The organism is Chroococcidiopsis sp., from assembly GCF_051657925.1.
Taxonomy (GTDB): Bacteria; Cyanobacteriota; Cyanobacteriia; order Cyanobacteriales; family Chroococcidiopsidaceae; genus Chroococcidiopsis.
Genome location: NZ_JBOFLP010000229.1, coordinates 26033 through 32876 on the forward strand (window position 1 = coordinate 26033; position 6844 = coordinate 32876).

Genomic DNA, 6844 nt, shown 5'->3' on the forward strand with positions numbered 1-6844 from the left:
CCTTACTAAGGAGCTTCTAAACTTTACTTACCTATTAATATTGTTCGCATGGATGAGCGAGCGGGAAACGTATTTATATTGGCAGGCGAGGAAAATATCATAGAAATATATCCTAACGGGCGATGAAGGTACATAGGATGAGTAAGCCTAATTTTCAAGCAATGAGTCAGAAAGACTTACATGACTATGTTCTTACTCATCGAGACGACAATGAAGCTTTTTATGCTTAATGTAGATAAACTCCATATGGAAGGAAACTGGATTGAAATGCCACCATTAAACTCACTAGAGGATATAGAAAATTATCCTGAGTTTACTAAGCGTTTTCATGACAATTCTGAAGCTTAAAATTATGTCATCTACTCGTAAGGTGGGCAATGCTCACCTACGCTTGAAATTCACAAATCTATAAAATGAATCTTCCTAAAAGCTACGCTATTGAATCAGCTAGATGTAGGACTTAGATGTGTTTCTTGAGAAGATATTCCACACATATTTTCTGCTACTCGTTACGAAGGTTTTAATGACGGCAGATTGTGGGAACAACCTACAAAGGAAGAAGAATTAATCGAGCCACATGAAAATAGTATTAAAGCTTGGGAGAATGGAGAAGCTTACACTTTTTCTACAAAGCGGGCGCACAGCAGTGCGCCTCTACTACTAATACCTCTTTTTTGGTTTAGCTAATAAACGAGCCGCGATCGCACCCCCAATAAATCCAAATAAATGCCCTTGCCAGGAAATACCGTATTGAATTGGTAAAACTCCCCAAATCATCCCGCCGTAAAGGAAGCCCACAACAAGAGAAAATAAAATTGCTGCAAAACTCCGTTCAAAATAGCCACGTAGGAGTAAAAACCCAAAATAACCAAAAATAACTCCACTCGCACCGACATGGATTGAATAAGGTGAACCAGTCAACCATACGCCTAATCCACTGACGAGTACTGTAATGATGCTGACGACAAAAAAATCGCTGGTTTCCCGTAACATCACTAACCAGCCTAAAGTGAGAAACGGTATTGTATTCGCAATTAAATGTCCCAATCCACCGTGTAAAAAAGGGGCAAAGAAAATGCCCCGCAAGCCGATAAAGCTGTGGGGACGAATACCAAAAGCGTCTAATCTACCTCTAAAAAAGAAGATATCTATAAATTCGGTAATCCACATGAGGGCGGCGAGTCCACCCAAAACGAAAATTTGGGTTTGAATTTCCCGCGCGATCGCTCCAGATTCTTGTTTACTCATAGTTCATAGTTACGAAGTTGGTAGCAGCCTACCCCACACTCAAAACTTCTTAGCTCAAGCATAATTTGCACTGACTCAGACAGCAAATACAACAATATCTGTGGCTGTGCTTGTATTTTAATTGGAAGTTTGCGCGATCGCCAATTGACGCGATCGCCTGAACCTAACTCTGGCAGTTTGCCACTTATATCGAACCAGAATTGCCCTCTTATCCCTCAAGTAGCGTTTGTAACTAGATATGGTATCGCTGCGGTAACGTTTTTATATGTCTTAAGTTGAAGAACGAGAATGAGTTCAGAAAGTTTAGGTACGATTGCGCGGAGAAAACTCTGTTTTCTCGAATCGCTGCCGCAATTCATAAATCCCCAGCAGTACGATCGCCACAATTAAAGGTAAAAAGTAGTAAATGCCTCGATAGGCTAATAACGCCCCAAACAGTTCGGCTGAGGGAATTTGAGCTGATAGCGACAGCAAGAGTACCGTTTCAAACACGCCTAATCCACCAGGGACATTGCTAATAACTCCTGCCAACTGTCCTAAGATGTAGATCCCAAAAAAACTTGGATACGATAAGGGAGCGTTAGCTAATAGCAAAACGTAGAGAACGCCTCCTGCAATTGCCCAGTCGAGGATCGCGATCGCTGTTTGAAATAGTGAAAGCTTACCAGGAAGGCGCGGAATTCCCCACTTGCCGAGTTTCATCGGCTTGTGACTCCAAGTATTCCACAATAAATATCCTGCAACTAAAAATAAAAATATCGTACCGAGCGGAAATAAAGAGTTTGAGGGAATGCGGAGTAAAGAGGGGACAGATACCGGTTCGCCAATCAACACCAAGCCAGCTACGGCAAAAAAGCCTAACCAAAAGCTAACGTGACAGAAAGTAATCACTTTCGCAATTTCTAGAGTCGATAGCCCCCAAGCCGAATAAAATCGGTAGCGGATCGCGCTGCCAGTTAAGAGTTCTAATCCGGCAGTATTGGTAATTGCTTGACTAATAATCGCCGTCAGTGCCACTTTCCGAAAAGGTATGGAACGGCGAATGGATCGCATTGCTAAAGCATCATACCCCGTCAGCATCAAGTAGTTCAGCGCAGTGCAAATCAGTGCAAGTACTATGTAACTTTTGGGAATTTCTGCCAAGCTACGAAAAATATCTCGATAGTCGAACTCTCGCAATTGAGTTGCGATCGCCCACAACGATACTCCAAATAAGAGTAAACCTAAAATCGGAGAGCCAAACTGAGATAAGCGTTTGAAGTTCATTTAGCAATCTTAATAAATTTTACGAAAAAGCTAAATTTGTATTATCTTCTCGTAATACTTTGCCAGAAGTCATGAATCTAACGTAGTAGATGTGCTGTCAATTATTTATTTTGAGTTAATTGTTATTAAATATACAAAAAAAATAAATACTACTGACTCGCAAGCGGTAACAATCAAAACTGTCACAGTAACAATAGGTAGAAGTCACAAATTAGACATCACCTCACGTACCAATTTTTCTTAGCTTCCTAAAAAGGGTGTTGGAGGAACTCCGAGCGCAGCCGATCTGTCGAGCCAAATTTTTGATGAAATTTTGGGAATACTAGAGTCCAGGCATTGCCATGAATCGATAGAGGAGTGTTTTTATGACCCTGTTCGTTAATAACTTACCGCACCAAGTAGCACAGACAGATATTTTAGACCTCTTTGGCAATTACGGTTCTATCAAACATATTTTTTATCCGACTCACTGGAGTACGGGTGAAGGGTTAGGATTTGCATTCGTCCAAATGACTGCAAAACCTCAAGAAGAAATAGCAAAATTTCAGCTTCACGGTGCTGAGTGGATGGGTAATGCTTTACAAATTCGAGAAGTGAGTTCGGATTAAGTTTGACTGACAATCTGACATAACTCTTATTTGAAGATCGGTTCTAGAGCAAGAGGTTAGAGAGAAATTTTTGCCTGCTTGGATTCAGATCTATATTATCGAATATTCAAAACGCAAAATCGGGATAGTTTATCTACTTTCCTATCCCGATTTATTCTAAATCTTATACTTTAACTACGCTTTTACTAACAGCTTATACAGCGCTTCGACGGTTGATTGCATTCCAAATAAATATAGCAATAATTGCACCAAGAACTGCTAAAGCTATACCAGGAATACTAAAAGTTGTAGCTGCCAACTGTAAGGTTCCCGTACTGAGGAAAGTTCCCAAAGTACCACCTACAAATGCACCAATAATACCTAGTAAGAGCGTACCTAAGATACCACCACCTTGACGGCCGGGATAGATAGCTTTGGCGATCGCGCCAGCAATTAAACCTAAGACTATCCAAGCTAGAATATTCACTGCTCAAACTCCTTTGAATAATTTATTTCAATACTTTTATGGTATTGATATATACTGAAAAATCGATCTATCGCACGGAAGAAATTTGAGAATCGCAAGATATATTCGGTTTATACGACAATGAAGGTGAAAACTATTTAAGTAAAAAATTAAACCAGACTGTGGATCTCAAACAACGCTTGCAGAATCACTTAACAGAAATAGTCCGCGATCGCGATCCTTTCCTATCAACAGCAGGACATTTCTTCGTCCGCCAATATATTCATGCAGAACTCAGTCAATGGGGCAAGGTAGACATTCATGAATTTCAAATTAGAGGACAAACTTTTCAAAACTTAATTCTCAATCTTCCTTGCTTGCAACAAAGCAAGAGAAAATCTCCACCAATTTTAATTGGCGCGCATTACGACACCGTTCCTGGTACGCCTGGGGCAGATGATAATGCCACAGGTGTATCGGTACTACTAGAATTAGCAAAATCTTTTGCTACCCAACCAGCTAAATATCCCATTCAACTCGTAGCATTTGATTTAGAAGAATACGGATTTACCGGAAAAGACGGTATCGCTGTAGGTTCGGGTGCGTCTGCCTATGCCGATTTATTACGCCAGCAGCGACAACCGCTACGTTTGATGATTTCCCTTGAAATGTTGGGTTACAGCGATGCTACACCTGGATCGCAACGATACCCAAGTCCATTAGAGCGCTTTTACCCTAATCGCGGCGATTTCATTGCTTTGATCGGTAATTTATCGATCGTTCCTGACTTAATTCATCTCAGCCGAAATATACGCCAAGTAGGAGTTCCGAGCGAGTGGCTGCCAGTTCCCAACCGAGGTAGGATTGTTCCCCAAACGCGATTAAGCGATCACGCGCCCTTTTGGGATCGAGGATATCGAGCGATGATGGTTACAGATACAGCGATGTTACGCAACCCTCACTATCACAAACAGAGCGATCGCATTGAAACCTTAAATTTAGATTTTCTCACGGGTGTTTGTCAGGGATTAATTCAAGGAATTCACCAACTACGATAGGACGATCGCGCCATGCAGCTGTACCCTAGCTGCTGCTAACTTACAAATAGCCCTTGCATTGAGGAATGAGTGATGACGGTAGCCGATCGCGCGATAGGACGTTGGCAATTTTGGATCGATCGCGGTGGTACGTTTACCGATATCGTGGCGCAGCATCCTGACGGACGAACGATCGTTCACAAACTACTGTCGGAAAATCCAGAACGCTATACCGATGCAGCAATTCAAGGCATACGGGAAATTCTCGGCATTCCTGCCGATGCACCCCTACCAGCAGCACAAATTGGTGTGGTGAAGATGGGAACGACTGTCGCGACAAATGCACTGTTAGAACGTAAAGGCGATCGCACTGTCTTAGTTGTGACAAAAGGCTTTCGGGATGCCTTACGCATCGGCTACCAAAATCGCCCCAACATCTTCGCACGGCAAATCGTTTTACCAGAAATGCTGTACGAACGAGTCGTTGAAGTAGAAGAACGCTACAGCGCCCAAGGCGAAGAACTCATTTCTGTTAATCCAGCCTACACCTTAGAATTGCAAGCAGCTTACGATGCCGGAATTCGTTCCTGCGCGATCGTCTTCATGCACGGCTACCGCTATCCTCAACACGAACAACAAGTTGCAGCCGTAGCCCGAAAAATCGGTTTCACTCAGATTTCCGTCTCCCACGAAGTCAGTCCCTTGATGAAACTCGTCAGTCGAGGCGACACTACCGTAGTTGATGCTTATTTATCTCCCATTTTGCGTAGGTATGTGGATCGGGTGGCGAGTCAGATGGGAGGGAGCAGGGAGCAGGGAGCAGGGAGCAGGGGAAAGAGAGCAGAGGAGCAGAGGAGCAGAGGAGCAGGGGAGCAGAGAGAGAATTTAATTCCGAATTCCGAATTTCCCGACTCACCCAAATTAATGTTCATGCAATCCAATGGTGGGTTAGCAGATGCCCAAAGGTTTCAGGGGAAAGATAGCATTCTCTCGGGACCTGCGGGAGGGATTGTCGGGGCAGTGCAGACAAGTTTGATGGCGGGGTTTAATAAGATTATCAGCTTCGATATGGGTGGAACTTCTACAGATGTTGCCCATTACGCAGGCGAATACGAACGGGCGTTAGAAACAGAAGTGGCAGGAGTGCGACTGCGAACGCCGATGATGGCAATTCATACGGTGGCGGCGGGTGGCGGTTCGATCGCCCAATTTGACGGGGCGCGCTATCGTGTGGGACCCGAATCGGCTGGGGCAAACCCAGGACCGGCTTGTTATCGTCAAGGAGGACCGCTGACGGTAACGGACTGCAACATCATGGTAGGCAAGTTGCAACCGGACTTGTTTCCCAAGGTATTTGGATCGCGTGGAGATTTGCCCTTAGATGCAGAAGTCGTGCAACGCAAGTTTAGCCAACTAGCGGCAGACATTGGAGATGGGCGATCGCCCGAACGAGTCGCAACCGGATTTTTAGCGATCGCTGTGGAAAAAATGGCGAATGCGATTAAGAAGATCTCTCTTCAGCGCGGTTATGACGTGTCGGAATATACTCTCTGCTGTTTTGGCGGCGCTGGCGGACAACATGCTTGTTTAATTGCCGACGCTTTAGGAATGCAGCAGATTTTGATCCATCCCTATGCTGGGGTGCTATCGGCTTATGGTATGGGTTTGGCAGACGAACGGGCGTTACGAGAACGTGCCGTGGAGAGGGTTTTAACTGTGCAGTTGGTGGCTGAATTAGAAGAAATTTTAACTCAGTTAGAGTTAGAAGCAAAAGCAGAACTAGACCTTACAGATAGAGATAACCGCATCACCTCAACCCTATCGGTAATGCGGCGAGTACATTTGCGCTACGAGGGGACAGATTCGCCTTTGGTAGTCCGATACGAAGATATAGCAGGAATGCGACAGCAGTTTGAGGCAGCGCACCGTCAACTGTACGGGTTTATTGCTGCCGATCGACGATTCATTGTCGAGGCGGTAGCTGTGGAGGCGATCTTAAAAACAGAGGTAGCTACAGAACCAATTGTAACTCGGCGCACCGACGCACCTCCCGTACCAGTGAAGACAGTACAAATGTATACAGCCGATGCGTGGCACGACACACCTGTCTATAGAAGAGAAGACTTACAACCAGGAGATTGTATTTTCAGTCCCGCGATCGTCGCGGAAGCCACGGGGACGAATATCGTCGAACCTGGCTGGCAAGCCGAAGTGACACAGAGAAATCATTTGGTGTTGAG

General features: G+C 44.4%; 7 protein-coding genes and 1 pseudogene. 5 read left to right on the top strand and 3 right to left on the bottom strand.

Annotated elements, in window-relative coordinates:
• Window positions 1–27 precede the first annotated feature (27 nt).
• Both ACRC32_RS18550 and ACRC32_RS18555 read left to right on the top strand, forming a co-directional pair.
• Window positions 28–126 (top strand): annotated as a pseudogene (locus ACRC32_RS18550) (DUF6888 family protein); the annotation flags it as partial.
• Between the two features lie 35 nt (window positions 127–161).
• A complete protein-coding gene (locus ACRC32_RS18555; protein WP_438555363.1) occupies window positions 162–230 on the top strand; it encodes a DUF6887 family protein in 69 nt (22 codons plus the stop codon).
• A 430-nt stretch (window positions 231–660) separates the two neighbouring features.
• Here the strand turns inward: ACRC32_RS18555 and ACRC32_RS18560 are convergent, their stop codons facing one another.
• Together ACRC32_RS18560 and ACRC32_RS18565 are read right to left on the bottom strand one after the other, a co-directional pair.
• Window positions 661–1248, bottom strand: a complete 588-nt coding sequence (locus ACRC32_RS18560) for a rhomboid family intramembrane serine protease (protein ID WP_438555358.1) — start codon at window positions 1246–1248, stop codon at window positions 661–663.
• Between the two features lie 303 nt (window positions 1249–1551).
• Window positions 1552–2514 (bottom strand): lysylphosphatidylglycerol synthase domain-containing protein, encoded by a 963-nt coding sequence (locus ACRC32_RS18565; protein WP_438555359.1) that lies wholly within the window; start codon window positions 2512–2514, stop codon window positions 1552–1554.
• Between the two features lie 365 nt (window positions 2515–2879).
• Here ACRC32_RS18565 and ACRC32_RS18570 point away from each other — a divergent pair, with 365 nt between their 5' ends.
• Window positions 2880–3122, top strand: coding sequence for an RNA recognition motif domain-containing protein (locus ACRC32_RS18570; protein WP_015156936.1), 243 nt, complete (start codon window positions 2880–2882; stop codon window positions 3120–3122).
• Window positions 3123–3315: 193 nt separating this feature from the next.
• On the opposite strand, the gene ACRC32_RS18575 is transcribed toward ACRC32_RS18570, so the two are convergent.
• Window positions 3316–3588, bottom strand: a complete 273-nt coding sequence (locus ACRC32_RS18575; RefSeq protein WP_192154833.1) for a GlsB/YeaQ/YmgE family stress response membrane protein — start codon at window positions 3586–3588, stop codon at window positions 3316–3318.
• A gap of 161 nt (window positions 3589–3749) precedes the next feature.
• Here ACRC32_RS18575 and ACRC32_RS18580 point away from each other — a divergent pair, with 161 nt between their 5' ends.
• Together ACRC32_RS18580 and ACRC32_RS18585 are read left to right on the top strand one after the other, a co-directional pair.
• Window positions 3750–4625 (top strand): M28 family peptidase, encoded by an 876-nt coding sequence (locus ACRC32_RS18580; protein WP_438555360.1) that lies wholly within the window; start codon window positions 3750–3752, stop codon window positions 4623–4625.
• Window positions 4626–4697: 72 nt separating this feature from the next.
• A partial coding sequence (locus ACRC32_RS18585; protein ID WP_438555361.1) for a hydantoinase/oxoprolinase family protein occupies window positions 4698–6844 on the top strand: 2147 nt, incomplete at its 3' end.

Bases quoted from the DNA above. Each gene is read 5' to 3' on its own strand.
- ACRC32_RS18560 (WP_438555358.1), bottom strand. From the start codon at position 1,248: ATGAGTAAACAAGAATCTGGAGCGATCGCGCGGGAAATTCAAACCCAA.
- ACRC32_RS18565 (WP_438555359.1), bottom strand. From the start codon at position 2,514: ATGAACTTCAAACGCTTATCTCAGTTTGGCTCTCCGATTTTAGGTTTA.
- ACRC32_RS18570 (WP_015156936.1), top strand. From the start codon at position 2,880: ATGACCCTGTTCGTTAATAACTTACCGCACCAAGTAGCACAGACAGAT.